This is a genomic window from Lysobacter soyae, from assembly GCF_019551435.1.
In the GTDB taxonomy this organism is placed as follows: Bacteria; Pseudomonadota; Gammaproteobacteria; order Xanthomonadales; family Xanthomonadaceae; genus Solilutibacter; species Solilutibacter soyae.
Genome location: NZ_CP080544.1, coordinates 1418303 through 1441869 on the forward strand (window position 1 = coordinate 1418303; position 23567 = coordinate 1441869).

Sequence of the window (23567 nt, forward strand, 5' to 3'; positions counted from 1 at the left end):
CATTTACACCTCGTCTAAGGCGACTTCCTTCAATTTCCCATTGGTGAGCTCAAGCACGCGTCCCAAACGCTTCGCGAGTTTGCGGTTGTGTGTTACCAACACCAAGCTGGTTTTTTGCGCACGATTCAAGTCGAGCATCAGGTTGAACACCGTGTCTGCCGTGCGGTCATCCAAGTTACCGGTGGGCTCGTCGCCGAGCACGCACGCAGGTGAATTTACCAAAGCTCTGGCGACCGCGGCGCGTTGCCGCTCGCCACCCGATAGCTCTCCGGGTTTGTGTTCCAGACGCGCACCGAGTCCGACCTGTTCCAACAACACTTTCGCGGCATCCGCCGCACGCTGTTTGTCCACACCGCCCAACATCTGCGGCAGCATCACATTCTCAAGTGCCGTGAATTCCGGCAACAAATGATGGAATTGATAGATGAACCCGAGTGCCTTGTTGCGCAAAACGCCACGCGCCGCATCGGCGAGTGCCGACATCTTTTGCCCTTGCACATACACTTCGCCGGCGCTCGGCACATCGAGACCGCCGAGGATATGGAGCAAGGTGCTCTTACCGGCACCCGACGCGCCGACAATCGCCACGGACTCGCCTGCCTCGACCTTGAAATCAAGGCCCTCAAATACCCGCGTGTTGAGCTTGCCTTCGCTGTAGGTCTTGCTCAACGCATCTGCACGAATCACTTCACTCATAACGCAATGCCTCAGCCGGGGGCGTGCGCGCGGCGCGCCACGCGGGGTACAAGGTCGCAAGGAAGGCCATCAGCAACGCGATGCAGGCGATCAGAATCACGGAATTTGCTTGCAGGTCGGTCGGCAAGCCCGTGATGTAGTAGACGTCTTCGGGCAGCAAATCGACTTTGAAAATGCGTTCGATCAGTTTGAGGATGGACTCCAGGTTGAGCGTCAGCAAAATGCCACTGATGACGCCTGCGACCGTACCGATCAATCCGATCAGACTGCCCTGCACCATGAAGATGCCCATGACTTGTCTTGGCGACATCCCTAAGGTTCGTTGAATGGCAATGTCGGCCTGTTTGTCGGTGACCAACATGACTTGCGACGACACCAGATTGAAAGCACCCATCGCAATGATCAGCGACAGCAAAATGCCCATCATGGTTTTTTCCATTTTGATGGCACGGAAAATGTTGCCGTTCTGCTGCATCCAATCCAACACCAAGTAACTGCCACCGAGGCGAAGCGCCAAATCACGACCGACATCCCAAGCCAAGTTCATGTCGTACAACTTCAGACGGACACCGGTCACGGTGTCGTCCATTCGTAGGACGCGCTGCAAATCACTCATGTCAACGATGGCAAGTCCTGCATCAAACTCCTGATGCCCCGCCTCGAAAATTCCGCTGACGGTGAATCGCTTGAGCTGGGAGATGGCGCCCATGCCCGTCACCTGGATGCCCGAGGTGGTAATCACGACGGAGTCGCCGACATCCACACCCAATGCCTGCGCCAGTTCGCCGCCCAGCAGCACATTGAACTGCCCCGGCTGCAGTGACTTGAAATCACCTCGAACAACTTTCTCGCCGATGACCGAAACGTGGACCTCTTGTGCCGGCACGATGCCGCGCACGATCGCAGGACGTTTTTCGCTGCCCGCGATCAGTCCTTGGGTGTCGACATACGGCGCCACGGCCTCCACGCGTTTGTCTTGCTTGGCGAGATCAATCGCGCGCTGCCAGTTGTCCATGGGACGTCCGTCACCCGTGACGGTGACGTGCGCCGCCATCTGCAGGAGGCGATCGCGGATTTCTTTTTGAAAGCCACCCATGACGGACAGCGTGGTGATGAGCACGCACACGCCCAGTGCAATACCGAGGATGGAGGCCAATGAGATGAAGGAAATGAATCCGTTGCGCCGCTTGGCGCGCAAATACCGGAGACCGATGGAGACGGGTAAGGGTTTGAACATGTGGCAAGACCGAAGACCAGTCCTTATGTTGACAGCAATGGTGTGTGGGCTGCATCCACATGGACGTCGAAGGCTTGGCGCAGTTCACGAAGCGCCGGGACCGACACGTCGCCGGGCCACAAACACAGCGCCTTACGGCGCCCCGCCCCGTCGCGCCAGCGCAACACCAGCCAGCGACTGCGCCGGGAGAGATGGAAATCCGTCACTACTGCGCCGCGGATGCGCACCTGACGTTCGGTACCGTCGGTATCGATGCGGAGCGTGCCTTGCGTCCACCCCTGCATGGACTGATGGGCCCGATAAGACTCGAACAACCACAGCACGACGAGGAATACCTTCCACGCCCAATCCAAGCCTGAGAGCAACGTCGAAACCGTCGCCAACAAGAAGGCGAGCCAAGGAAATGCGCGCGAAAAGCTTCCGCGCTGCCACTCAATACGGCAGCTGACGCATCCGCTCGAGGAGTTCCGAAAGTTCCTCGTCATTACACGCCTCGTAGCCCATTACCCATCGCCACAGCGTATCGTCCTCGGTTTCCAAAAGCCGTAGGAAAACCACGCGATCGGCGTCGGATTGTTGCGCCCAAGCGTACTTCAGATAGCGGTCGAACAGCTGGTCCAGCTCGCGCATGCCGCGGCGACAACGCCAGCGGACACGCGAAAGTTCGGCGTCGCTCATGGGATCAAGGCATGCAGCCGCGTATTAAACGCGGCGTGCAAGCATCAACTTCTTGATTTCAGCGATCGCCTGCGCCGGGTTCAATCCCTTCGGGCAGGTGCGCGCGCAGTTCATGATGGTGTGGCAGCGATACAGGCGGAACGGATCCTCGAGATTATCGAGACGATCGCCGGTGTCTTCATCGCGCGAATCGACGATCCAACGATAGGCCTGCAACAAAATGGCCGGGCCCAAATAGCGATCGCCATTCCACCAATAGCTCGGGCAGCTGGTGCTGCAACACGCGCAGAGAATGCACTCGTAGAGCCCGTCGAGCTTCTTGCGATCTTCCGGCGATTGCAAACGCTCGCGATCGGACGGTGTCGGGCTTTGCGTGCGCAACCAAGGACGAATGGAGGCGTATTGCGCATAAAAATGCGTCAGATCCGGCACCAAATCCTTGACAACTTCCATGTGCGGCAGCGGATAAATCGGCACATCGCCGCTGCGGCAATCGTCGACCGCCTTGGTGCATGCCAAGGTATTCGTGCCGTCGATGTTCATCGCACAGCTGCCGCAAATGCCTTCGCGGCACGAACGGCGGAATGTCAGCGTGGGGTCCACTTCGTTCTTGATCTTGATCAGCGCATCCAACACCATCGGACCGCAGCGATCCATATCGAGCTCATAGGTATCGGTACGCGGATTGGCGCTGTCATCGGGATTCCAACGATAGACCTTGAAGGTGCGCTTGCGTTTTGCCTCCGCCGGCGCGGCAAAGTGCTTGCCCTTTTGGACCGTCGAATTCTTGGGGAGCGAAAATTCTGCCATGTTCGTGCCAATCCTCAGTACTTGCGCTCTTTCGGCGGAATGTAGCCGACTTCATCCGACAGCGTATAGGCATGCACCGGGCGATAGTCGATTTGGGTTGTGCCACTGCGATCGACGGAACACATGGTGTGCTTCATCCATTGCGCGTCATCGCGGTTCGGGAAGTCTTCGCGGGCGTGCGCACCGCGCGACTCGGTACGGTTCTCTGCCGACACAATCGTGACCAACGCTTGATCCAGCAGGTTTTCCAGCTCCATCGTTTCGATGAGGTCGGAGTTCCAGATCAATGAACGATCTGCGACTTTGACGTCTTCAAACGAAGCGTGGATTTCGCGCATCGCTTTGACACCTTCTGCCAGGGTCTCACCGGTACGGAACACGGCGGCGTCCTTCTGCATCGTGCGTTGCATGCGGTCGCGGATGACGGCGGTCGGCGTCGAGCCCTTGGCGTTACGCAGTTTGTCCAGACGGCTCAAGGCCTTGTCGGTCGCGTCATCGGCCAGCTTGCCGTGTTTGGTATCCGGCTTGATGATTTCCGCCGCGCGGTTCGCGACCGCACGACCGAACACGACCAGGTCGAGCAAGGAATTCGAACCCAAACGGTTCGCACCATGCACCGACACGCAGGCCGCTTCACCGATCGAGTACAGTCCCGGCACGACCGCATCCGGATCGCCGTTGCGCAATTGCACGACTTCACCGTGATAGTTGGTCGGAATGCCGCCCATGTTGTAGTGCACCGTCGGGATGACCGGAATCGGTTCTTTTTCAACATCGACGCCGGCGAAGATGCGCGCGCTTTCGGCGATCCCCGGCAGTTTTTCGTGAATCACTTCCGGCCCCAAGTGGGTCAGGTCGAGCAGGATGTGATCCTTGTGCTCGCCGACGCCACGACCTTCACGGATTTCAAGCGTCATCGAGCGGCTGACCATATCGCGCGGGGCAAGGTCTTTCACGCTCGGTGCGTAGCGCTCCATGAAGCGCTCGCCGTTGCTGTTGCGCAAGATGCCGCCTTCACCGCGGACACCTTCGGTAATCAAGCAGCCCGCACCGTAGATCCCGGTCGGATGGAATTGCACGAATTCCATGTCTTGCATGGCAAGACCGGCGCGCAGGGCCATGCCGCCGCCATCACCGGTACAGGTGTGGGCGGAAGTCGCCGAGAAATAGGCGCGGCCATAACCGCCGGTCGCAAGCACGGTGCCGTGGGCACGGAACAAGTGCAGTTCGCCCGTTTCCATTTCCAGCGCCAGCACGCCACGGCATTCGCCGTTGGCATCCATGATCAGATCGATCGCGAAATATTCGATGAAGAATTGCGCGTCGTGGGCAAGCGACTGCTGGTACAGGGTGTGCAAGATGGCGTGACCCGTACGGTCAGCGGCAGCACACGTACGCTGCGCCGGCGGACCTTCGCCGTAACGCGTGGTCATGCCGCCGAACGGACGCTGATAGATCTTGCCGTCTTCGGTGCGCGAGAACGGCACGCCGTAATGTTCGAGTTCCACGATGGCCGGAATGGCTTCGCGGCACATGTATTCAATTGCGTCTTGGTCACCCAACCAATCCGACCCTTTGACGGTATCGAAGAAGTGGTAACGCCAATCGTCTTCACCCATGTTGGCAAGCGCGGCGGCCACGCCGCCCTGCGCCGCAACGGTGTGCGAACGGGTTGGAAAGACTTTGGTGATACAGGCGGTTTTTAGGCCTTTCTGGGCCAAACCGAAGGTGGCGCGCAAGCCGGCGCCGCCGGCGCCGACCACGACCATGTCGAAATCATGTTGATGAATTTTGTATGCGGACATTCTCAGTTCCCCATCGCAACGAGCGAGATCTTGAGTACAGCCAAGACGCCGGCGATGGCAGCGATGGCAAAGACGAAACGATTGAGCAACATCAAGGTGATCGACCAGGCCGGTGTATGCACGTAGTCTTCAAGGACCACTTGCATCCCCAGGCAAGCGTGCCAGCACATGGCGATCAGGAAGGCGACGGCGACCACGGCATTGCCCGGATGCGCCAGTGCGGCCTGCATGGCGTCGTAGCCCCCGTGCACATTGCACAGCAGCAACGCAATCATGTAGATACCCGTGAACAACAGCGCGATCGCGGTGATGCGTTGCTGGATGAAATGCTCGGTACCGGCCTTGGCCGAACCCAAACCGCGTGCATTTTTGAGCGGTGTACGCAAACGGGTCATCAGACACCTCCCTTGTGCATGAGGCCGATGCTGAAAATGATCAGGGTCAGAATCACGCTACCGACGATCGTGAACCAGCTGTTGCGCACGAACGAGGGAATCGGATAGCCCATGCCGGCGTCTTGGAACAAGTGCCGGATGCCGTTCAAGAAGTGATAGCTGAAAGCCCACACCCAGCCGAACAGGAAGACCAAACCCAGCGGCGACGCCAAGCAGGTGGCGAACGCTTGCCAAGCCTCACGCCCCATGGCGAGCTGGACGGCGCCGTATACCGCGATCAAGGCACCCACCGCGAGCACGATTCCTGTGGCGCGATGAAGGATGGACGTCACCATCTGCACTTGCCAGCGGTAAACCTGCAAGTGCGGTGACAACGGGCGGTTGGATTTCGCCATGAGCGCGGTGTCTCCGAAAAATGAAATGCGATGCGTGTCTATGCGTGATCAGAAGTCTATGCAGCGACCGTTCTTTTCCCAATCTCCGTAGCGCGTGGGCTCAGGCCCCTCGCGTCCGCCGAATTCAGGGACTTTCTCGTTGGCTGCCTCGGGCTCGGGTTTCGGGGTCGGCTTATCAGCCTTTTCCACGCCTTCGCCTATGATTTCTTTCTCGCTCACCTGCTGATTCTACGTTCCGGCCGCCATGTCACACAACCTGAACCCGTCCGACTCACCCGAATTTGCCTTGCCGGAACTCGCCGTCATCTCCATCGAGGGGGCTGATGCCAGCCGGTTTCTTCACGCACAGACCATGAACGACGTCGCCGGGTTGGCGGCCATGGATTGGCATTGGAACGGTTGGCTGACCCCGCAAGGGCGATTGATTGCGCTGTTCGCGTTGGTCAAGTTGTCCGACACACAATTTGTGCTGGTGACCCCCGCAACCGGTGTCTCCGCATTGCTCGAGGGTTTGAAACGATTTGTTTTCCGCAGCAAAGTGAGCTTCACGCCGATGACCGATGCGGTGGTTGCAGGATCCCATGCCGACTTGCCGCCAGGCACGCGCGTGCAAGTTTCAGACACGGGTATGCAATTGCGATGGCCCGGTGAGGGCCGCAGCTTGCGTGTGGTTTTGGCGGGCGCGAACGTCGCGACCGATCAGGCCCTCGCACACGCTTGGGCCTTGCAGGATCTCCGTGCCGGCATTCCGTGGATCAGCGCCGCAGACAACCCGCAATGGACACCACAACAACTCTCGCTGGAACGCTGGCCCGCCTTCAGCGTGAAAAAAGGCTGTTATCCGGGACAGGAAATTGTGGCGCGCACACACTTTCTGGGCAAAGGCAAAAGGCAGCTGCATTGGGTGCATTTCAGCGCCGGAGAAGTGCCATCGGTCGATGCGGCGATGGTTCGCCGCATCGACCATGACGCGTTGTGTGTCCTGCCGATTGATTCGAACGAGCATCCGGCGCAAATCGGCGGTGCCGCCTACAGCGTCCGCCCGTTTGATCCGATTTGATCGCTAGATCATCAATTGCGGCTTGGGTTGCGGGATGTGAAGTTGCTCGGCTTGCTTGAGTCGGGCGACGCGTTCCTCGCTTTGCGCCTGCACCAGTTGCGCCAGCCCCTCCTCAAAGCCCACGCGCGTCAGGGCATCCACCGACGTCGCTTCACGACGCGCGGCAGGCCCGTCGCTGACCACATTGCTCAGCACGACATTTGAACGCCCGCCGGGATCACGCGCCAGGGTCACTTCGGTAAACATGCCGGCTGCTCCCGTGGCTTTCCAATGATTCATAGCGCCCGCCGCCATCTGCGGCGCGGACAGATGGGACAAGTCGGGATGCCGGGTTTTCAGCGCCTCCATGAGCGCGATGGCCGAGTGAATCGCCGGTTTCAAGCCCGGAACATCCGGAATTTTTTGCTCGGGATCGACACTGACATGCCCCGGGCCTTTGGTTTCGCCGACCGGCGCATGCTCTTGGGGCTTGTACTGGAATTGCTTTTGCATGGATTTGTCGACCGCATCGGAGCGATAGCATGCGTTCACGTCATTCGCGCATTTCGCTTCCGGCGCGAGCGATTTGCGCGCGGCACGCGCGCCCGGATCGTTATCGCCCAACAGTTCGTTGAGCGAGGTCGGTACGCTCCAGCGTGTGTCGTGCAACTTCAGATACGCATCTTTGGACTGCGGGACCTTGTCGATAATGTGCTTGCCTGAGAAAGCGTTGACCACGTCGACCAATGCATTCTCCACACGGACAGACGCCGCGTCTTTGGGATGACCATGGGCGGTATCGCCATGGCCGCCGGGGACCGTCACTGACAAGAAGCGACCATCGCTGCTGGCGCCGTCCGGCAGGACCGGATTGGATTCGAAACCAAGCCGTCGCTCATCGCGCGACACCACTTGGACGGCGAACATCGTGGAAGACGGCAGACGTCGGTCGGTTTTTTCGAGCTCGCCCGAAGCAACCGGATCCAGCAGGATGGCGGCTTGCGGTACCTTTCCCGGTGGCACGAGATAATGGTCTTTGCTACCGGGCTGCAACACGCCGCGCTCATGGACCAAGCGTAGGAAGGCCGCTGCCTGGTCACCGCCGCGACTGAAGCCCATACCGACGACGCGCAACTGTGCCTGCGGATCCTGTTTCCGCCACGCGGCCATCTGAGCGCACATGTCTTCGTATTGCCGTTCGATTTTGTCGATCGCACCTTTGCCTTCGGCCAAGCCCCTCACACGTTGCAGCACGTCACCGTCTGTGCCGACGCCGGTTTGGTAGCCCACGGCGATACCATGCTTGCGCCCTTGTGATTCGATCGTGTCGGCAAAATACCCGACAGCCGTGCGCACCTTGCCTTCTTGCGCATTTCTTTGCTGGTCACGGGTTTGGTTGCTGCCATCGAACATCGCGTAGTACAGATGCTCGTGGCGATTGTTGCCGTGCAATTTCGGCACACGCATGTCGGCAATCCTGGCAACGGCATTCGCCAACTGCCAGTTGTCTTCAACCGAGGGTGTGCGTTCGGTGGTGCGATCCAGTCCTGATGTGCTGCCCATGTTCCCTCCCCGGGATCCTAGTGTGATTTGGCATCGCCGCAAGGCGATCCATTCAAACTAGGGCGCACGGCGCCCATGAACGATTGGAGAAAACCGCTTGCCGCGTCAGAAAAGTCCCAAAGCGGCAGCCACGATGTCCTCGTCCTTCGGAATCACGAGGAAAGCCGCACCGGCGAGCGGCGTGTACGTATCGGCACCGGACACGCGAATTGTGGGCTTACCGCCCTGCCCGCCTTCACTGAGCGCCGTCAGCACACCCTCGCCGATTCCCGCGCTGTGGCGACCTTCATCCACCACCACCACGCGTTTGCAGGCGCGGGCTTGCGCCACGATCGCGTCGGCATTCAAAGGCACCAGCCAACGCAGATCGACCACGCGCACCTTGCACTGCTTCTGCTGCTCGATCGTACGCGCGGCGCGCAGACTCATCGGCACGCCGTTGCCGTAGGTGAAGATGACCAAATCTTCCGCCTCAGGTGCATACACCCTTGGTTCGCCGATTACGAGTGCTTCGCCCGGCGCCGGGTATTGGGTCAGCCACCCGCCATCGCCGGTTTCGTACAAGTCCTTGGTCATGTATAACGCGATGGGCTCGAGGAAGACGCTGACGCGTCCGTCGACCTTCGACAGTGCCGCCAACGTGCGCAGCATCATCGCCGCGTCATCACCGCGCGACGGACAGCCGACGACCAAACCCGGAATGTCGCGCAAAGCGGTGATCGAATTGTCATTGTGGAAATGCCCGCCGAAGCCACGCTGATAGCCGAGGCCCGCGATGCGTACCAGCATCGGATTGGCGAACTGATTGTTGCTGAAGAACTGCAAGCTGCACGCTTCACCGCGAATTTGATCGATGGCGTTGTGCAGGTACGCGAGGTATTGGATTTCAGGGATCGGCAACATGCCCATGTTGGCAAAACCCTGGGCCATGCCCAGGATCATGGTTTCGTCCAACAAGGTGTTAAACACACGACGGTTGCCAAAGGCTTTGTGCAACCCCTTGGTCACCGTATACACACCGCCTTTTTGCGCGACGTCTTCGCCGAACAACAAGGTTTCCGGATACTTCGCCATCAAGTCGTGCAAGGCCTGGTTGATCTGGATCGCCAGATGCTTGGGCGCCTGTACTTCCGGCAATTTCTCTTCACCGCCGAAAACCTGTTCGCGCGTGGCTTGATAATCCGCCCGCTTCGCCTCGGCCATGACCTTGTCCGGCGTATAGGGGGCGAGCGGCGCCATGACGTGTTCCAGCGTTTCGATGCGCGGCCTTTGATCCGCATCTTCCGCGGCATCGAAACATTTCTTCCGCGTTTCCTCGTAGAGCGCGAGGATTTCCAGCTTGCTCATCAAGCCGGATTCGAGACCGATCGCGGCAGAGCGCAGCAACGGATCATTGGCCTCGACCGCGCACAGCTCTTCGAACGAACGCCATTCGATTTCGAAATCGGTGCCGGCGTGGCCCATGATGCGGGTGGTGCGCAAATGCAGGAAAGTCGGCCGGCGTGTCTTGCGGCAATGGTCAACCGCCTTCACGACATCCGCATACCCGCTGGCAAGATCCAAGCCGTCGGCGTAGAAGTAGTCCAAGTCGGGACGATTGCGGAACGACGCGGAAATCCAGTCGTTCGGCGTCTTCACGGAAATCCCGATGCCGTTGTCTTCGCAGACAAACAAAACCGGTGCAGGCAATTTTTGATACGCCGTCCACGACGCGGCATTGAACGCGGTTTGCGCCGTCGCATGATTTGCCGAAGCGTCACCGAAAGAACAAATCGCAATGCTGTCGTCGGGAATCGGCAATCCGGTGCGCAAACGCTTGCCGGCTTCAATCGCGATGGCCGTGCCCAAGGCTTTTGGCAGATGCGAGGCGATGGTCGACGTTTGCGGCAACACCCACAAGGGTTTGCTGCCCCAAACCTTATGCCGCCCGCCACTGGCCGGGTCTTCGGCGCTTGCGGCAAAGCTCAGCGCCGAATCCATGATCGGATCCATGCCAGGCAGTTTGCGGAAACGCTCGGCCATGAAGCCGCCGCTGCGGTAATGCAAGAACGCCGGATCGGTATGACGGGTCGCGCGCGCCACCATGGCATTGCCTTCGTGACCCGACGAACCGATGGTGTAAAACACCTTGTTTTGCACACGCAAGACTCGCGCCATCAAGTCGAGGTGGCGGGAAATCATTTGCGATTCGAACAACTCGCGGAAGCCGCGCGCATCCAATGCGCTGCCTTCAAGCACCGGTTCATCGGGTGCCGGCCTGGCATCTTTTTGACCGTTCCACGCTTTGACGAACTCGACGAAATTGACGTCGCAAATCTTGGCGCGGTTGAGGTCTTTCATCCGTGCGGGGATGGGGTTGGGAACAGACGCAAACATGAAATTACCCAATCAAACGGTGGAAGGCGCGCGGCGTGCGCGCCACTCGGAACGGGATTGGCCCCAGATGTTGATGTCTTTCACATCCAAGGGCGCAGGAAGAAATTTACCGGTACGCAACAATTGCGAGCCGAGTCGCTTGGCGACATTGGCCGAGGCGGCATTGTCGGGATCCACGCTGTGAATCACGTCTTGCCAATCCAAGACATCGAATGCCCAGTCGATCGCTGCGGTGCATGCTTCGGTCACATAGCCTTGGCCGCGCCCTTCCGGATGGCAGGCATAGCCCACTTCCGTACCCGGCCAGCCGTCGGGTTGCCACGGGCCGGCCTGACCCATGAACAGGCCTGTAGATTTTTCGACAAACGAAAACATGCCGAAGCCTTGCGTCAACCACGCACCCGGCATCATCAGGAAACGACGCCAGGCATCCCCGCGCGTGAGCGGACCGCCAATGAAATGGGTTGCGGGATCGGCCATCATTTCGGCGAAGCGCGGGAAATCCGCCTTCTCCGGCACGCGCAGAATCAGACGCGGCGTCTCGATGACCGGTGCGCCGGCGCTCAGGCCTTCAAACCAACCGGCGTGAGCCGATGCCGCGTCCATCGTCCGAAATCAGAACGCGTTGATGCCGGTCAGCTCACGACCCACCACCAACTGATGGACCGTTTCGGTGCCTTCGTAGGTGATCACGGATTCGAGATTCAATGCATGGCGGATCGGACAATGTTCGGTCGTGATGCCTGCACCGCCCAGCAAGTCGCGTGCCTCGCGGGCGATATCAATGGCCATGCGGACGTTGTTCCACTTTGCCAAGCTCACTTGGGTCGGTTGCATGGTGCCTGCATCTTTCAAACGGCCCAATTGCAGCGAGATCAATTGCGCGGCGGTGATGCGACGCGCCCAATCGGCCATCTTCAATTGCGCGCTTTGCGTGGCCGCCACCGGGCGGTCGAACAGGATGCGTTCTTTCGAATACTTGAGCGCTTCGTCGAGGCAGGCGATGGCCGCACCGATCGGACCCCAGGTGATGCCATAACGCGCTTGCGTGAGGCAACCCAACGGCCCCTTCAAGCCCTTCACATTCGGCAAGCGATTGGCTTCGGGCACGCGAACGTTGTCGAAGAACAAAGCTGAAGTGACCGATGCCCGCAAGCTCATTTTGTGTTTGATGACCTGCGCGTCGAATCCCTTCATGCCTTTTTCAAGCAAGAAGCCTTGGATACCGTCTTCGGTTTGCGCCCATACGATCGCGATATCGGCGAGGTTGCCGTTGGTGATCCACATCTTCGAGCCATTGATGACCCAGTCGTCACCATCGCGCTTGGCATGGGTCTTCATGTTGGCCGGGTCGGAGCCGCCATGCGGTTCGGTCAAACCAAAACAGCCGATCGCCCTACCGGCTGCCATTTCCGGCAACCAACGGCGCTTCTGTTCTTCCGTGCCGTAGGCGTAAATCGGATACATGCACAGGGAACTTTGCACGCTGGCGAAGCTGCGGATACCCGAGTCACCGCGCTCCAATTCCTGGCAAATCAAGCCATAACTCACACCATTCAACCCGGCACAGCCGTATTCCTCGGGCAGTGACGAACCCAGCAAGCCGAGCTCGGCCATTTCCGGGATCAATTCTTTGGGAAACTCGCCCTTGTCAAAACACTCGCCGATGATCGGCAACACGCGCTCGTCGGTAAAACGGGCCACCGTGTCTTGAACGGCACGCTCCTCTTCGGTCAACAGGGAGCGGACGTCGAACAGATCATAGGGATGCAGAGCCATGGCAGTTTCGGAATCGTTGTGAAACGCCCATTCTACCCGCCCCCATCACGGAAAACGGGACCGTTGCCGGTCCCGTTTCCTAGCTTGCGCTTTCTCGATATCAGATCGACGTCACGACGCGACCGTCCACCACAGGGAAATAGTCACTACGCGGGCGGTCACCCAAACGCACCGTGCGCTGACGTCCGTCGAAACGGTAGGTCACGTCGTATGCGCTGCTCGATGCGCCGGCCACTTGGATATTGGTGCCAGGCTTGCGCGTCATGCGCTTGATGCCCGTGTCGCCGTCCGGCGTGCGATAGGTGACGTTGTAGGCGATGGTCTTTTCGCTGCTCGAGCGATCGGTGACGGTCTCGCAACGCTGCTCGGTGCGGTTGACCACACGGCCACCCACGTGACGCTTGTCGATGCGGTTACCGATATAGCCACCGGCAGCCGCACCGGCGACCGTCGCGGCGTCGCGTCCACGACCGTCACCCACCTGGTTGCCTGCCAGTCCGCCGATCACAGCGCCGAGCACGGTGCCGCCGATATTCCCGTCGCGTTCGGGCAAGCGTTCTTGCACCACGACATCACGACAGACTTGGCGCGGGGTGTTTTGTGCAATGGTCTTGGTGACCGGTTCGATATCCAGCACGCGTGCCGAGACCGTCCCGCCCTGCTTGACCGGCTGGACGGCAAGAATGGGGGCACGCGTCTCCATCGCGACAGGCGCGGCTTCAGGGGCGAATGCGGCGGTTTGCACCGGCATCGCCGCGCCACTGTTCAAGAGTGTTTGTGTCGCGGACGATTGACCGGCCGTCGCAACAGGTGCGTCCGCGCCCGCATGCCCCGCGGCACGCATTTCATTGAATGCTGCAACGGCACCGCCACCTACGAGCAAGGCGGCAGCGATCGAAGCGGCGAGAATCTTGTTGTCACTCGTCATACGGGTTCTCCTTCGGACCTTGAATGTCCTGCTGCCTATTGGAGTCCTTCTCACCTGAACCCGCCCCTGTTTTTTGGCCTGTTTTGCTGTCGCCGCGCTGAATGTTCCCGAGCGGTTCAATTGTGTAAACCTGCGCTGACCCACACCGTGATAGCGTGCTAGTCAGATTTCGAGAGGGTGTTTTCATGCGCGCACTGCTGCTAGGGCCATTGTTGAAGTGGGCGGGTCGATTGAGTCACCCCCGCTTGTTCGCCGTCATCGGCGCATTGTTTTTCTTCGATCTGCTGGTGCCCGATTTGATCCCGTTCATTGATGAAATTCTTTTGGGTCTCGGCACCTTGGTCCTCGCCAATTTGAAGCGCAGGTCGACGTCGGCCCCAAGCACGGGGAATGTCATTGATGGTGAAGCCCACAAACGCTGATGCGTGAGCGTGTCTGACGTGCTGCTGTTCGATACGCACAGTCATTTCGACGTTGCGGCATTCGACGACGATCGCGACGCCGCGCTTGCGCGGGCGAAATCTGCGGGGGTGGAATGGCAATTGCTGCCGGCCATCGACCGAGCCGGATGGCAGCACTTGGCCGACGTGTGCGACGCCTATCCAGGGCTCTTGCCCGCCTATGGTTTGCATCCGGTGTATTTGCCGACGCATCGCGAAGACGACTTGCAGGCTTTGCCCGAATGGATCGAACGACACGCGACCTACGCCATCGGTGAAATCGGACTCGACTTTTTTCTGCCCGATCTCGATGTGGATCTACAAACGCATTACTTCGAGACGCAACTGCGCATCGCAAGGGATCACCATCTTCCCGTGATTCTTCATGCAAGACGCGCCGTGGATGCCGTCTTGCAAACTCTGCGCCGGATCAAACCGCCCGGCGGCATCGTGCACAGCTTCGCCGGCAGTGAACAGCAAGCCCGTCAGCTCATCGACATGGGGTTTGTTCTCGGCATCGGCGGGCCTGTCACGTATGAGCGCGCGCAACGTATGCACCGCGTGTTGAAGACGCTTCCGCGCGATGGGTTTGTTCTGGAAACCGATTCTCCGGATCAACCGGACTCGGCGTGGCAGGGGCGGCGCAATGAGCCGGCCCGGCTTGTCACGGTTCTCGCGCACGTGGCACGCATTCGCGACGAAGCCCCCGAAGACATCGCGCGCTACACCACGGACACCGCCTGCAAGCTCTTCGGGATTAGCCGCGCTTCTTAAGCAATTCCAAGACCCTGCCCACCGCGGCGAACGCGAAGGCGCCGGTTACATGCGTTGCCGCACCCAAGCCCGCACCGCATTCCATTCTGAGGATTTCGTCTTTGCCTAATGCGGGCCGCACCCCGCAGACGGAGCCATCGGCTTGCGGATATTGCACATTCTCCAGCGAGTACACCGCCGAGATGCCGAAGTAACGGTCCTTGTTGCGCGGGAAATTGAATTCGGCACGCAGCTTCTTGCGAATCAGGGACAGCATGGCATCGTGTTCGGTGCGTGAGACATCACGCACGCGGATTTGCGTGACATCGGTGCGCCCGCCGGCGGATCCGACCATCACCAATTTTTGTTTGTTGCGCTTGCAATAGGCGGCCAACTCGACCTTGGTCCGAAAGCTGTCGCAGGCATCGAGCACGACATCAAAACCGTCCTTTAGCAACTCCGCCATGTTGGATTGCGTCAGAAAGGATTGGACTTCCACGATTTGCATGGACGGGTTGATGGCCCGGCAGCGTGCAGCCATCTCTGTGATCTTTGGACGCCCGTAGGCGCCCTCCAGCGCCGGCAGCTGGCGATTGGTGTTCGACACACAAATATCATCGGCATCGATCAAGGTGAGCTTGCCGACGCCGCTGCGTGCGAGGGCTTCGACCGCCCACGAACCGACGCCGCCGACGCCCACGACGGCGACATGCGCCTCGCCAAGCACCGATAAGGTGCCTCTGCCATACAGGCGGTCTATGCCGCCGAATCGTTCCGTGGTTGCATCCATGGTCTGGGGAAAATCCTCTGTTTCGTGCTACTTTCTGCTGTACCAGAGGAGGACCCCATGTCAACAGAAAACCCGAGGCCGCAAAGCGGCAATGCCTTCGGCCGCTATTTTTTCATGTTGTTGCTCGGCTTGGTATTGGGTGCCATCGCCACGGTGATGATCACCAATGCCTATCAAGCCCGTAAAGACCACTTTCCGGATGCTGTCATGACGGTGATGTCTTGGCATATGGACCAATTGAAGCAAAACGTCGAAGCCAATCGATGCGCCGCCACCGACACCATCCCGCACCTGCAATCGCTTCGCCGTATGGCCGATAACCTCGAGCCGGGCTTCAAGGCTTTGTCCGAGTCGGATGCCAAATTCGGCCAACATGCCAGCAACTTGCGCAACACTTTGGACGGCGCGCTCGGCGCACCGCCGACCAGCTGCGAAAGCTTGAAGAAGGTCATGGCGCAAATCGGTGACGGCTGCAAGACCTGCCACCAGGATTTCCGCAAATGAGGAAGTGAAGACATCTTCATCTCCCGAGCGCCGGCATGAACACCGGCGCTTTTTTTTGGCCGGGTTGCCGGTGCATTCAGTTCGGTGGGACTAGCGTCGTTGGCGTACCCCCACACGGAGCATCCCGATGAAGCAGCACGCAAAGATTGCCCTCGCCCTGGCCGCCACCATGACCTTGGGCGCCTGTGCCACGACCTCCAACGGCTACGGCTATGGCAGTGGCGCACCCGGACCGGTCTCCGGTCAATGCTATGACTGCGGCACCGTGACGCGTATCGACACGGCCTCGCAATCGACAGCACCCAATGCCACCGGCGCGATCATCGGCGGTGTGGTGGGCGCGGTCGCCGCCCATGAAATCGCCAAGAACCAAACCGACAGCAAGGGCCGCCAGAACACGGCAACCGTGGCGGGTGCGGTCGGCGGCGCGATTGCCGGTAACGCCATTCAAAACCGCACGCAGAACAGCTACAACGTGACGGTGCGCATGGATGACGGCCGCTATGTGACGACTTCGCAATCGGATATCAGCGGTATTCGCGAAGGCTCGTATGTGCGTGTTTATAACGGGCGCGCCTGGGCACGTTAATCGCCTAAAGCTCCCCTTCTCCACTTTGTGGAGAAGGTGCCCCGCAGGGGCGGATGAGGCGCTCTTTAGAGTTCTTCTAAGAGCGCCTCACCCAGCGCTTCGCGCCACCCTCTCCATCGGAGATGGAGAGGGAAATAAAAAAGGCCCGCGTTAGCGGGCCTTTTCCAATTCGTTGTCACGCGGCTAGCGCGTGCGAAGAATTATGCAGCTTCAACGGCATCCGCTTGCAGGCCTTTTTGACCTTGCACGACGGTGAAAGAGACGCGTTGGCCTTCTTTCAGGCTCTTGAAGCCTTGCATTTGGATCGCGCGGAAGTGCACGAACACGTCTTCGCCGTTTTCACGGCTGATGAAGCCGAAGCCCTTCGCGTCGTTGAACCACTTCACGGTTCCGATTTCACGATTCGACATTTGGTATTGCTCCTTGTAACAAACTTGATTTAACGATGGTGCTGGTTACAAGGAGGAAGCGGGCAAAAGCGTGACAAACCTAAAACGGTTGCCGCACCGGCGGGCCACGGTTCACTGTGACCCTTGAAACTCAGCACTCGCACGGTAACCCCCTCACGATGAAATTGCAATCGCACCGGCAGACTATTCAGAATTGACCCCAAGGCCTGATCGGTCACCCACCCCGCCAAGGAGCCTCACTTGGACATGCAACACCTGTATTTCGCGGGAGCCGCCGTACTGATCCTGATCGGTATCGCAGGCACCCTCCTTCCCGCGATTCCCGGCTTACCCCTTGTTTTTATTGGACTTTTGCTTGCCGCCTGGGCAAACCATTTCGAACGCGTCGGCGCGATCACGCTTGTGGTTTTGGCATTCCTGACCGTCATCTCCTTGGTGGTGGATTACTGGGCGTCGGCCAAAGGTGCGGAACGGACGGGCGCCAGCCGGCTGGCCGTGTTGGGGGCGGCGATCGGCACACTTGCGACGTTTGTCCTGGGTCCGATCGGACTCTTTGTGGGGCCATTCATTGGTGCGGCCATCGGTGAAATCATCCATCGGCGCAGTCTTGCCGGCGGCGACCTGGGCGCCGCGACCAAGATCGGTGTGGGCGCAACCTTGGGTGCGATCTTCGGCATTGTGTTGAAACTCGGCATCGCGTTTTTGATGTTGGGCTTGTTTGCGCTGGCGTGGTTCGCATGAGGTTGTATTCAATGATCGCGTTGGACATTCCCGCAGTGCGCGAGCATCTGCCCTTTTTGCAGTCCGTGGAGAATTCGTTCGCGGAGGTGCAAGAAAAGTTCGCCAAATTGATCGCGAATCTGCCGCTACTGGTGGTGGCCGTCCTGATTGTCGCGTTCGCCATGTGGTTCGGAAGTTGGGTCAGCCGTCGCATGAAAATCCTGCGCCGGATTTCCAACCACAACCCGTACATGGACGGCTTGCTGCGCAATATCGTCAAATTCCTGATTGTGCTCGGCGGTGTCTTGATCGCGCTCGACATGCTCGGCGCGACCTCGTTGGTGGGCGCGGTGCTGGGCTCGGCCGGTGTGGTCGGACTCGTGCTCGGCTTTGCCTTCAAAGACATTGCCGAAAACTACGTGTCCGGCATTTTGCTCAGCATCCGCCAACCGTTCTATCCCGGCGACTCGGTACGCATCGATACGCATGAAGGCCGCGTCGTGGCATTGACTTCACGCGCGACCTTGCTGATGACGCCAGACGGCAATCAGCTGCTGCTGCCGAATGCGACGGTTTTCAAATCGGTAATGTTGAACTACACGCGCAACCCGCGTCGTCGCTTTGATTTCAGCACCAACATCGATGTCGGCACCTCCTGGAGTCAGGCGATGAACATTGGCGTTGAAACGATTGCCAAGATTCCCGGGGTGCTGAGTGATCCCGCGCCCAGTGCGCTGATCCAAAACCTGGCCGACAACGGCGCAACACTGCATTTCTTTGGCTGGATCGATCAAAAAAAGAGCGACCTGTCGAAAACGCGCAGTGAGGCGATGCGATTGGTACGTCGCAAGCTACGCGAGGCCGGCATCACGCCGCCGGATGCAACCCAAAAAGTCGTTCTCGCGCGAATTACAAACGAAGAAGAATCCACGCATATCGCCAACGAGGCCCAACATGCTGGAGACGTCTCCGTCGACCGCACCTTGGATGAAGCCGTCGCGCACGCCAACCAAACCGAAGGCGGCAATCTCCTAGACGACCGCCCCTAACCTACCTTCCCTTCTCCATCTTCGATGGAGAAGGTGGCGCGCAGCGCCGGATGAGGGCGCCTCTTAAATCTCCACCACCGGAATCTTCCCAATCTTCGCCTGCCATTCCTTCGGCCCGGTCTGATGCACCGATGTGCCGTTCGAATCGACAGCCACCGTGACGGGCATATCCTGCACCTCGAATTCGTAGATGGCTTCCATCCCCAAATCCGGGAACGCCAACACTTTCGCGCCCTTGATCGCTTTGCTGACGAGATACGCCGCACCGCCCACCGCCATTAGGTAGACCGATTTGTTATCACGAATGGCATCAATGGCCGCCGGACCGCGCTCGGCCTTGCCAACCATGCCAAGCAAACCGGTTTGTTCGAGCATTTGGCGCGTGAACTTGTCCATACGCGTCGCGGTAGTCGGACCGGCAGGGCCCACTACCTCATCACGCACCGGATCCACGGGACCGACGTAGTAGATGAAGCGTCCCTTCAAATCGACCGGCAAGGTTTCACCGGCATCCAGCATTTGTGTCATGCGCTTGTGCGCGGCATCGCGACCCGTCAACAACTTGCCCGAAAGCAAAATCACTTCGCCCGGCTTCCACGACGCCACGTCGTCGCGGGTCACTTCATCCAAATTCACGCGACGGCCCTTGGACGCGTCGTAGGTGAGTTCCGGCCAATCCTCCAACGACGGCGGATCCAACATCACCGGACCGCTGCCGTCCAAAGTGAAATGCGCGTGGCGTGTCGCCGCGCAGTTCGGGATCATCGCCACCGGCAAGTTGGCGGCATGGGTTGGATAATCCTTGACCTTGATATCGAGCACCGTGGTCAGGCCACCAAGACCTTGGGCGCCGATACCCAGGGCATTGACCTTGTCGAACAACTCCAGACGCAACTCCTCGGCGCGATTTGACGCACCGCGCGCTTTGAGTTCGTTGATGTCGATCGATTCCATCAACGACTCTTTGGCCAACAGCATGGCTTTTTCCGCCGTGCCGCCGATGCCGATGCCCAACATGCCGGGAGGGCACCAGCCCGCGCCCATGGTCGGCACGGTTTTCAGTACCCAGTCGACGATGGAGTCGGAAGGATTCAACATCGCGAACTTGGACTTGGCCTCAGAGCCACCACCCTTGGCCGCCACAATCACGTCGACTTTGTCGCCGGGCACGACTTTGATATTGACGACGGCCGGCGTGTTGTCGCCGGTGTTCTTGCGCTTGCCCGCCGGATCGGCCAGCACCGAAGCGCGCAGTTTGTTGTCTTCGTTGTTGTAGGCGCGACGCACGCCTTCGTTGGCCATGTCTTCGACGCCCATCGTGGCATCGGGCCAGGAGACATTCATGCCGATTTCGAGGAACACAGTGACGATGCCGGTGTCTTGGCAAATCGGACGATGTCCTTCGGCGCACATGCGCGAGTTGATCAGGATCTGCGCCATCGCGTCTTTCGCTGCGGTCGATTCCTCGCGCTCATAGGCGGCGGCCAGGCTCTTGATGTAGTCCACCGGGTGGTAGTACGAGATGTACTGCAGCGCGTCGGCGACGGATTGGATGAAGTCTTCCTGGCGGATGGCGGTCATGGGTCTGGGGTGGGTTCGAACGGAAACCGCCATTTTAGCCGCTGGCCGCAACGCGTCCAAATAGACCCGCGCCAAGCCCCTCCGAACGTTTTTCTCCACACCCCCTCAACACCGCATTGCGCAAACTGCCCCGATGCCGCCACCCCTCCCCCCGCAAAATCTCGACTTCCGCCAACGCGTCGGCGCTATGCGCAACATCCCGCCGTTTTTGCGCGAGATCTGGTCGACCAGCAAACCGCTCACCATCGCCAGTATCGGCATCCGGCTGATTCGGGCCTTCTTGCCGATTGCAACGCTGTACATCGGCAAGCTGATCATTGATGAAGCCATTCGACTCATCGCCGCCGGTGTGCCGCATGACCTGATGGATGCTTGGCATGCGGGTCACCTCAACCATTTGTTGCTGTTGCTGGGTTTGGAGTTCGGGCTCGCCATCGTCTCCGACTTGCTCGGGCGCCTGGTGTCTTACGTGGACACGCTGCTCTCCGAACGCTTCACCAATGCGACGTCGATCCGCTTGATGGAGCATGCGGCGACGCTGGACTTGGAAGATTTCGAGGACGCGGATCTGCAAGACAAGCTCGATCGTGCACGTCGCCAGACCATGGGACGCATGAACTTGCTGTCGCAGTTGTTCGGTCAAGCGCAGGACATGATCACGGTGGTGAGTTTCGCGGCCGGCCTCATTGCTTATGCGCCGTGGCTGATGCTGCTGCTGGCCATCGCCTTGATTCCGGCGTTTGTGGGCGAATCCCACTTCAACGCCATGAACTATTCCTTGAACTTCCAGTGGACGCCGGAGCGACGTCAGCTCGAATATTTGCGCCAGACCAGCGCCAGCGTGGAAACGGCGAAGGAAGTGAAAATCTTCGGCCTGCACAACTTTTTCATCGATCGCTTCCGCGAACTGTCAGACAAGTTTTATGACGCCAATCGCGCACTCGCCGGCAAGCGCGCGTTCTGGGGCACCTTGCTCTCCGCGCTCGGCACCATGGGCTACTACGTGGCGTATGGCTACATCGCCTGGCGCACCGTCCGCGGTGATTTCAGTGTGGGTGACCTCACCTTCCTTGCTGGCAGTTTCCGCCGTTTGCGGCAATTGCTTGAAAGCTTGTTGACCGGCTTCTCCCAAGTGGCAAGTCAGGCCCTGTATCTGGACGACTTGTATTCGTTCTTTGAAATCCAACCGGAAATCATTTCCAAAGCTGATGCGATTGCCGTCCCGAAACCGATTCGCACCGGCTTCGTCTTCGACAACGTCGGCTTCCGCTATGAGGGCTCGGAGAACTGGGCGCTGCGCCACCTCAGCTTTGAACTACATGCCGGCGAAGTGCTGGCCTTGGTGGGCGAAAACGGCGCAGGCAAAACCACCTTGGTGAAGTTGCTGGCGCGTTTGTACGATCCCGATGAAGGACGGATCACGCTGGATGGTCGCGACTTGCGCGATTACGACTTGGACGAACTGCGCGCCAACATCGGCGTGATCTTCCAAGACTTTGTCCGCTATCACATGACCGCCGCCGAGAACATCGGCGTGGGCCAGATTTCAGACATGAACAATCGCGCACGCATCGAAGACGCGGCGCGACGCGGGATGGCTGATGAGGTGATCGCCGGTTTGCCCAAAGGCTATGAGCAAGTGATCGGCCGTCGTTTCAAGGAAGGCATGGACCTCTCCGGTGGACAGTGGCAGAAAATCGCCATTGCGCGCGCCTACATGCGCGATGCCCAAGTGATGATTCTCGACGAGCCGACCGCCGCATTGGATGCCCGGGCGGAGTTTGAAGTCTTCGAGCGATTCAAGGAGCTAAGCGACGAGAAGACGGCTGTCTTGATCAGCCACCGTTTCTCAAGCGTGCGTATGGCAGACCGGATTCTGGTGCTCGCCCACGGCAAGGTCGAGGCCTCGGGCACGCATGAGCAGCTGATGGCCCAAGGTGGCCGCTATGCCGAGCTGTTCGAACTCCAAGCCCAAGGCTATCGCTAGCTAAAAATGGGGTCAGATGAAATTTTGCCGGACTTTTGCCAAGCGCAAGCAAAACACTCGACGGCAAAATTTCATCTGACCCCATTTTCGGGAAAACTCACTCTGACCCCCTTCTTGCCAAGTAAAATGTGCGGGTTTAGTCCTGTGCCCTATTTCAATGTCTGAATCGCCGTATTTCACTGAAACCGTTCTCGAAGTCCATCACTGGACCGATGCCTATTTCAGTTTCACCACCACACGCGATTCGGGACAGCGTTTTGAGAACGGCCAGTTCGTGATGATCGGACTGATGACTGAGACGCCGGACGGACGCAGCAAACCGCTCGTGCGCGCCTATTCGGTGGCCAGTGCGAATTGGGACGAGCGACTGCACTTCTTCAGCATCAAGGTGCAGGACGGTCCGCTCACTTCGAAGCTGCAGCATTTGAAGGTGGGTGATCCGATTCTTGTCAGCCGCAAGCCCACGGGCACCCTGCTGATTTCCGATCTGCACCCGGGGCGAAATTTGTTCTTGCTCGGCACGGGCACGGGGCTGGCACCGTGGTTGTCGGTCGCACAGGATCCGGAAACCTACGAACGCTTTGAGAAAGTCATCGTCTGCCACGGCGTGCGTGGTGCGGAAGATTTGGCCTACCGCGAGTTTTTCGAGCAGACCTTGCCGAATCACGAATTTCTCGGCGACATTGTTCGCGACAAACTGCTTTACTTCCCAGCGGTGTCGCGCGAAGCGTTCGAGTTCAAGGGTAACGACCATCACGGCAGAATCACAGACATGTTGGCGGATGGCCGCATGACTCGCTTCCTGGGATTAGATGATCTGGATGCCAAATACGACCGCGCGATGATTTGCGGGAGTCCGGCGATGTTGCAGGATTTCCGTGAGCTGTTGGATGCTCGCGGGTTCTCGGCAGCGCCGCGCATCGGGATGCCGGGGGAGTATGTGTTTGAGCGGGCGTTTGTGGAGAAGTAAGAGCGGCCTCATCCGGCGCTGCGCGCCACCTTCTCCACATTGTGGAGAAGGGAAAATCGCCTCATCCGGCGCT

26 protein-coding genes are annotated in these 23567 nt (G+C 59.2%); 9 read left to right on the forward strand and 17 right to left on the reverse strand.

Translation table 11 applies throughout. The features are described from left to right. Window positions 1-3: 3 nt before the first annotated feature. From lolD to H8L67_RS06855, 9 genes are read right to left on the reverse strand one after another with little or no spacing between them, the layout of a single operon-like run. Window positions 4-696, reverse strand: coding sequence for a lipoprotein-releasing ABC transporter ATP-binding protein LolD (gene lolD, locus H8L67_RS06815; RefSeq protein ID WP_220379105.1), 693 nt, complete (start codon window positions 694-696; stop codon window positions 4-6). Continuing rightward, complete coding sequence (locus H8L67_RS06820) at window positions 689-1933, reverse strand: lipoprotein-releasing ABC transporter permease subunit (protein ID WP_220379106.1); 1245 nt, start codon at window positions 1931-1933, stop codon at window positions 689-691. The genes lolD and H8L67_RS06820 overlap by 8 nt, the downstream gene beginning before the upstream one ends. 23 nt (window positions 1934-1956) lie before the next feature. Continuing rightward, complete coding sequence (locus tag H8L67_RS06825) at window positions 1957-2316, reverse strand: hypothetical protein (RefSeq protein WP_220379107.1); 360 nt, start codon at window positions 2314-2316, stop codon at window positions 1957-1959. A gap of 49 nt (window positions 2317-2365) precedes the next feature. Next, window positions 2366-2611, reverse strand: a complete 246-nt coding sequence (locus H8L67_RS06830) for an FAD assembly factor SdhE (protein WP_220379108.1) — start codon at window positions 2609-2611, stop codon at window positions 2366-2368. A gap of 24 nt (window positions 2612-2635) precedes the next feature. Beyond that, window positions 2636-3421, reverse strand: coding sequence for a succinate dehydrogenase iron-sulfur subunit (locus H8L67_RS06835; RefSeq protein WP_220379109.1), 786 nt, complete (start codon window positions 3419-3421; stop codon window positions 2636-2638). A gap of 14 nt (window positions 3422-3435) precedes the next feature. Then, entirely contained in the window at window positions 3436-5226 is a 1791-nt protein-coding gene (gene sdhA, locus H8L67_RS06840; RefSeq protein ID WP_220379110.1) for a succinate dehydrogenase flavoprotein subunit, read from the reverse strand. Window positions 5227-5228: 2 nt separating this feature from the next. After that, a complete protein-coding gene (sdhD, locus tag H8L67_RS06845; RefSeq protein ID WP_220379111.1) occupies window positions 5229-5621 on the reverse strand; it encodes a succinate dehydrogenase, hydrophobic membrane anchor protein in 393 nt (130 codons plus the stop codon). Then, window positions 5621-6016 carry a succinate dehydrogenase, cytochrome b556 subunit gene (gene sdhC, locus H8L67_RS06850; protein ID WP_220379112.1) on the reverse strand — a complete coding sequence of 132 codons (396 nt, stop codon included), beginning with the start codon at window positions 6014-6016 and terminating at the stop codon, window positions 5621-5623. The genes sdhD and sdhC overlap by 1 nt, the downstream gene beginning before the upstream one ends. Window positions 6017-6064: 48 nt before the next feature. Next, window positions 6065-6235, reverse strand: coding sequence for a DUF1674 domain-containing protein (locus H8L67_RS06855; RefSeq protein WP_255555904.1), 171 nt, complete (start codon window positions 6233-6235; stop codon window positions 6065-6067). A gap of 25 nt (window positions 6236-6260) precedes the next feature. On the opposite strand from H8L67_RS06855, the gene ygfZ reads away from it, so the two are divergent. Next, complete coding sequence (ygfZ, locus tag H8L67_RS06860; protein WP_220379113.1) at window positions 6261-7076, forward strand: CAF17-like 4Fe-4S cluster assembly/insertion protein YgfZ; 816 nt, start codon at window positions 6261-6263, stop codon at window positions 7074-7076. 3 nt (window positions 7077-7079) lie between these two features. On the opposite strand, the gene H8L67_RS06865 is transcribed toward ygfZ, so the two are convergent. The 5 genes from H8L67_RS06865 to H8L67_RS06885 form a co-directional block, all read right to left on the reverse strand. Further along, entirely contained in the window at window positions 7080-8618 is a 1539-nt protein-coding gene (locus tag H8L67_RS06865; protein WP_220379114.1) for a phospholipase effector Tle1 domain-containing protein, read from the reverse strand. Between the two features lie 105 nt (window positions 8619-8723). After that, on the reverse strand, window positions 8724-10994 hold the full coding sequence (locus tag H8L67_RS06870; RefSeq protein ID WP_220379115.1) for a thiamine pyrophosphate-dependent enzyme: 2271 nt from the start codon (window positions 10992-10994) through the stop codon (window positions 8724-8726). 12 nt (window positions 10995-11006) lie between these two features. Then, on the reverse strand, window positions 11007-11600 hold the full coding sequence (locus tag H8L67_RS06875; RefSeq protein WP_220379116.1) for a GNAT family N-acetyltransferase: 594 nt from the start codon (window positions 11598-11600) through the stop codon (window positions 11007-11009). A gap of 9 nt (window positions 11601-11609) precedes the next feature. Continuing rightward, window positions 11610-12773 carry an acyl-CoA dehydrogenase family protein gene (locus tag H8L67_RS06880; RefSeq protein ID WP_220379117.1) on the reverse strand — a complete coding sequence of 388 codons (1164 nt, stop codon included), beginning with the start codon at window positions 12771-12773 and terminating at the stop codon, window positions 11610-11612. 100 nt (window positions 12774-12873) lie between these two features. Then, window positions 12874-13701 (reverse strand): glycine zipper 2TM domain-containing protein, encoded by an 828-nt coding sequence (locus H8L67_RS06885; protein ID WP_220379118.1) that lies wholly within the window; start codon window positions 13699-13701, stop codon window positions 12874-12876. Between the two features lie 185 nt (window positions 13702-13886). On the opposite strand from H8L67_RS06885, the gene H8L67_RS06890 reads away from it, so the two are divergent. Both H8L67_RS06890 and H8L67_RS06895 read left to right on the forward strand, forming a co-directional pair. Continuing rightward, entirely contained in the window at window positions 13887-14123 is a 237-nt protein-coding gene (locus H8L67_RS06890; protein ID WP_220379119.1) for a DUF6116 family protein, read from the forward strand. 3 nt (window positions 14124-14126) lie between these two features. Continuing rightward, window positions 14127-14915 (forward strand): TatD family hydrolase, encoded by a 789-nt coding sequence (locus tag H8L67_RS06895; protein WP_255555905.1) that lies wholly within the window; start codon window positions 14127-14129, stop codon window positions 14913-14915. Here the strand turns inward: H8L67_RS06895 and H8L67_RS06900 are convergent. Further along, window positions 14899-15684, reverse strand: a complete 786-nt coding sequence (locus tag H8L67_RS06900; protein WP_220379120.1) for a tRNA threonylcarbamoyladenosine dehydratase — start codon at window positions 15682-15684, stop codon at window positions 14899-14901. The genes H8L67_RS06895 and H8L67_RS06900 overlap by 17 nt on opposite strands. Window positions 15685-15741: 57 nt before the next feature. On the opposite strand from H8L67_RS06900, the gene H8L67_RS06905 reads away from it, so the two are divergent. Both H8L67_RS06905 and H8L67_RS06910 read left to right on the forward strand, forming a co-directional pair. Beyond that, a complete protein-coding gene (locus H8L67_RS06905) occupies window positions 15742-16188 on the forward strand; it encodes a cytochrome c (protein WP_220379121.1) in 447 nt (148 codons plus the stop codon). 127 nt (window positions 16189-16315) lie between these two features. Further along, a complete protein-coding gene (locus H8L67_RS06910; protein WP_220379122.1) occupies window positions 16316-16777 on the forward strand; it encodes a glycine zipper 2TM domain-containing protein in 462 nt (153 codons plus the stop codon). 200 nt (window positions 16778-16977) lie between these two features. On the opposite strand, the gene H8L67_RS06915 is transcribed toward H8L67_RS06910, so the two are convergent. After that, window positions 16978-17187, reverse strand: a complete 210-nt coding sequence (locus tag H8L67_RS06915; RefSeq protein WP_166297147.1) for a cold-shock protein — start codon at window positions 17185-17187, stop codon at window positions 16978-16980. A gap of 240 nt (window positions 17188-17427) precedes the next feature. Between H8L67_RS06915 and H8L67_RS06920 the strand changes: the two genes are divergently transcribed. Both H8L67_RS06920 and H8L67_RS06925 read left to right on the forward strand, forming a co-directional pair. Further along, window positions 17428-17928 carry a DUF456 domain-containing protein gene (locus tag H8L67_RS06920; protein WP_220379123.1) on the forward strand — a complete coding sequence of 167 codons (501 nt, stop codon included), beginning with the start codon at window positions 17428-17430 and terminating at the stop codon, window positions 17926-17928. Next, window positions 17925-18956, forward strand: a complete 1032-nt coding sequence (locus tag H8L67_RS06925; RefSeq protein WP_220379124.1) for a mechanosensitive ion channel family protein — start codon at window positions 17925-17927, stop codon at window positions 18954-18956. Before H8L67_RS06920 ends, H8L67_RS06925 begins: the two co-directional genes overlap by 4 nt. A 63-nt stretch (window positions 18957-19019) precedes the next feature. On the opposite strand, the gene H8L67_RS06930 is transcribed toward H8L67_RS06925, so the two are convergent. Next, complete coding sequence (locus H8L67_RS06930) at window positions 19020-20537, reverse strand: fumarate hydratase (protein WP_220379125.1); 1518 nt, start codon at window positions 20535-20537, stop codon at window positions 19020-19022. Between the two features lie 133 nt (window positions 20538-20670). Between H8L67_RS06930 and H8L67_RS06935 the strand changes: the two genes are divergently transcribed. Together H8L67_RS06935 and H8L67_RS06940 are read left to right on the forward strand one after the other, a co-directional pair. After that, window positions 20671-22524 (forward strand): ABC transporter ATP-binding protein, encoded by a 1854-nt coding sequence (locus H8L67_RS06935; RefSeq protein ID WP_255555906.1) that lies wholly within the window; start codon window positions 20671-20673, stop codon window positions 22522-22524. Window positions 22525-22681: 157 nt separating this feature from the next. After that, a complete protein-coding gene (locus H8L67_RS06940) occupies window positions 22682-23494 on the forward strand; it encodes a ferredoxin--NADP reductase (RefSeq protein ID WP_220379126.1) in 813 nt (270 codons plus the stop codon). The last annotated feature ends 73 nt before the right edge of the window (window positions 23495-23567 follow it).

Excerpts from the sequence above, each read along its gene's own strand:
- lolD (WP_220379105.1), bottom strand. The coding sequence starts at position 696 with ATGAGTGAAGTGATTCGTGCAGATGCGTTGAGCAAGACCTACAGCGAA.
- H8L67_RS06820 (WP_220379106.1), bottom strand. The coding sequence starts at position 1,933 with ATGTTCAAACCCTTACCCGTCTCCATCGGTCTCCGGTATTTGCGCGCC.
- H8L67_RS06830 (WP_220379108.1), bottom strand. The coding sequence starts at position 2,611 with ATGAGCGACGCCGAACTTTCGCGTGTCCGCTGGCGTTGTCGCCGCGGC.
- H8L67_RS06835 (WP_220379109.1), bottom strand. The coding sequence starts at position 3,421 with ATGGCAGAATTTTCGCTCCCCAAGAATTCGACGGTCCAAAAGGGCAAG.
- sdhA (WP_220379110.1), bottom strand. The coding sequence starts at position 5,226 with ATGTCCGCATACAAAATTCATCAACATGATTTCGACATGGTCGTGGTC.
- sdhD (WP_220379111.1), bottom strand. The coding sequence starts at position 5,621 with ATGACCCGTTTGCGTACACCGCTCAAAAATGCACGCGGTTTGGGTTCG.
- sdhC (WP_220379112.1), bottom strand. The coding sequence starts at position 6,016 with ATGGCGAAATCCAACCGCCCGTTGTCACCGCACTTGCAGGTTTACCGC.
- ygfZ (WP_220379113.1), top strand. The coding sequence starts at position 6,261 with ATGTCACACAACCTGAACCCGTCCGACTCACCCGAATTTGCCTTGCCG.
- H8L67_RS06865 (WP_220379114.1), bottom strand. The coding sequence starts at position 8,618 with ATGGGCAGCACATCAGGACTGGATCGCACCACCGAACGCACACCCTCG.
- H8L67_RS06870 (WP_220379115.1), bottom strand. The coding sequence starts at position 10,994 with ATGTTTGCGTCTGTTCCCAACCCCATCCCCGCACGGATGAAAGACCTC.
- H8L67_RS06875 (WP_220379116.1), bottom strand. The coding sequence starts at position 11,600 with ATGGACGCGGCATCGGCTCACGCCGGTTGGTTTGAAGGCCTGAGCGCC.
- H8L67_RS06880 (WP_220379117.1), bottom strand. The coding sequence starts at position 12,773 with ATGGCTCTGCATCCCTATGATCTGTTCGACGTCCGCTCCCTGTTGACC.
- H8L67_RS06885 (WP_220379118.1), bottom strand. The coding sequence starts at position 13,701 with ATGACGAGTGACAACAAGATTCTCGCCGCTTCGATCGCTGCCGCCTTG.
- H8L67_RS06890 (WP_220379119.1), top strand. The coding sequence starts at position 13,887 with ATGCGCGCACTGCTGCTAGGGCCATTGTTGAAGTGGGCGGGTCGATTG.
- H8L67_RS06900 (WP_220379120.1), bottom strand. The coding sequence starts at position 15,684 with ATGGATGCAACCACGGAACGATTCGGCGGCATAGACCGCCTGTATGGC.
- H8L67_RS06905 (WP_220379121.1), top strand. The coding sequence starts at position 15,742 with ATGTCAACAGAAAACCCGAGGCCGCAAAGCGGCAATGCCTTCGGCCGC.
- H8L67_RS06910 (WP_220379122.1), top strand. The coding sequence starts at position 16,316 with ATGAAGCAGCACGCAAAGATTGCCCTCGCCCTGGCCGCCACCATGACC.
- H8L67_RS06915 (WP_166297147.1), bottom strand. The coding sequence starts at position 17,187 with ATGTCGAATCGTGAAATCGGAACCGTGAAGTGGTTCAACGACGCGAAG.
- H8L67_RS06925 (WP_220379124.1), top strand. The coding sequence starts at position 17,925 with ATGAGGTTGTATTCAATGATCGCGTTGGACATTCCCGCAGTGCGCGAG.
- H8L67_RS06930 (WP_220379125.1), bottom strand. The coding sequence starts at position 20,537 with ATGACCGCCATCCGCCAGGAAGACTTCATCCAATCCGTCGCCGACGCG.
- H8L67_RS06935 (WP_255555906.1), top strand. The coding sequence starts at position 20,671 with ATGCCGCCACCCCTCCCCCCGCAAAATCTCGACTTCCGCCAACGCGTC.
- H8L67_RS06940 (WP_220379126.1), top strand. The coding sequence starts at position 22,682 with ATGTCTGAATCGCCGTATTTCACTGAAACCGTTCTCGAAGTCCATCAC.